Source organism: Oleiphilus sp. HI0128 (assembly GCF_001635365.1).
On the sequence record NZ_LWGG01000412.1, the window covers coordinates 1 to 1,544 of the forward strand.

The 1,544-nt window shown below is 43.4% G+C and carries 2 protein-coding genes; one reads left to right on the forward strand and one right to left on the reverse strand.

Annotated elements, in window-relative coordinates:
• Positions 1-280: DUF3429 domain-containing protein (locus tag A3763_RS05060; RefSeq protein WP_156494920.1), on the forward strand; the 280-nt coding region annotated here is incomplete at its 5' end.
• 34 nt (positions 281-314) lie between these two features.
• Here the strand turns inward: A3763_RS05060 and A3763_RS05065 are convergent.
• Positions 315-1,462, reverse strand: a protein-coding gene (locus tag A3763_RS05065) for an IS3 family transposase (protein ID WP_156494921.1) whose coding sequence is annotated in 2 segments (ribosomal slippage) — positions 315-1,192 and positions 1,192-1,462 — 1,149 coding nt in all. Because the reading frame shifts where the segments join, the coding sequence is not laid out codon by codon here.
• Between the last annotated feature and the right edge of the window lie 82 nt (positions 1,463-1,544).

Genomic DNA, 1,544 nt, shown 5'->3' on the forward strand with positions numbered 1-1,544 from the left:
CCTGGCGGGCATTCATTGGGGATTGTTTCTGCTTCGTGATGCATCCATCAATCTCTTCTTGCACAGTAATTTTGTCACTCTTCTAGCTTGGTTAGCAGCGTCTTGTGAGTCGATTTATAGTTCGCTCGTGTTCGCCTTCTGTTTTATCTATTTGCTGGTGATTGATCGAAAGCTATTTGAGGAAGAGGTGTTGGAGTCTTGGTTCATGAGGTTGAGATTGGTGATAACGCTTGTCGTTCTCGTTTCCTTGGTTTTTTCTGCAATGGTGTTTGACTGGTGAAACGAGTCAANCTCAACTGTTCTGCGCAACTAAATCAGGACACTTTTCTTAAAGAGTTTTCGTACTCGATTGGCGACATATCTTCGTTAGAAGTATGGAGCCGCTCTAAGTTGTAATAACGCATGTAGTCAGCCACATCATTTCTCATATGCTCTCTCGTTGGCTGGGGCACTTTCAAAACCCAGTCATGCTTTAAGCTTCCAAAGAACCGCTCCACAACAGAGTTATCCCAGCAAGCACCTACATCCCCCATGCTAGCTCTGATGCCATAATTACTCAGCAGTGTGCGATAACGCTTGCTGGTATACTGCGAACCTCTGTCACTATGAAACACCAAGCCTTTAGGAGGCTGGCGCAGATTATATGCCCTGATCATAGCTCGACTAACCAAGTCAGTAGTCATACGCTTATCAATCTGCCAGCCAACGATTCGGCGTGAAAATAAATCCATGACGATCGCGAGATACATCCAGCCTTCGCCTGTTTTCAGATAAGTCACATCGCCAGCCAAGATTTGATTTGGCCCAACCGGATTAAAGTTCTGGTTCAGCAAGTTATCTGCAACAGCATCACTGTGTTTACGCTTAGTTGTTGCCTTGTATGCAATGCGTTGCGTAACGACCAATCCAAGCTTAGCCATTAATTTTTGAGCGCTGTATTCAGTAATATCAAAGCCCTCTCTGCACAATCGTTTCCGCAGTTCTCTATAACCCAAACTACTTCGGCTTTTCTCGAAGATAGTTTTAGCTCTGCTATACAAATGTAACTGCTTTGGCGTAATAGATTTAGTTGGCCGTTTGAGCCAAGCATAATAAGCTGAGCGGCTAACACCCATTGCTTTGCAAAGTTTGATAACAGGATATGCTGAGGAAAGTTGTTGAATGGTTTGAAACCTTACTTGGTTTCCTTCAGCAGGAGGGCGCTGGCCTTTTTTAAAATCTCCTTTTCCATCTTCAGCTCTTTATTTTCCTTTCGGAGCCGAAGCAATTCAGCACGCTCATCTGTATTTAAGCCAGTACCAGATTGTTCCGCATCAAACTTGGCTTTCCAGTTGTAGAGCAACTTATCTGTAATACCCAATGAAGCAGCCGCTTTAGGAACGCTATAGCCTTGCTCGGTGACCAGGGCAACCGCTTCTTGTTTAAACTCTGTTGTATAACTTCTGTTCTTTCGTTTTGTCATTTAACACCTCAATAATTGGATTATATTCCTTATTGAAGTGTCCTGTTTGATTAAAGCAGATCACTATCAAAGATAGATTAGG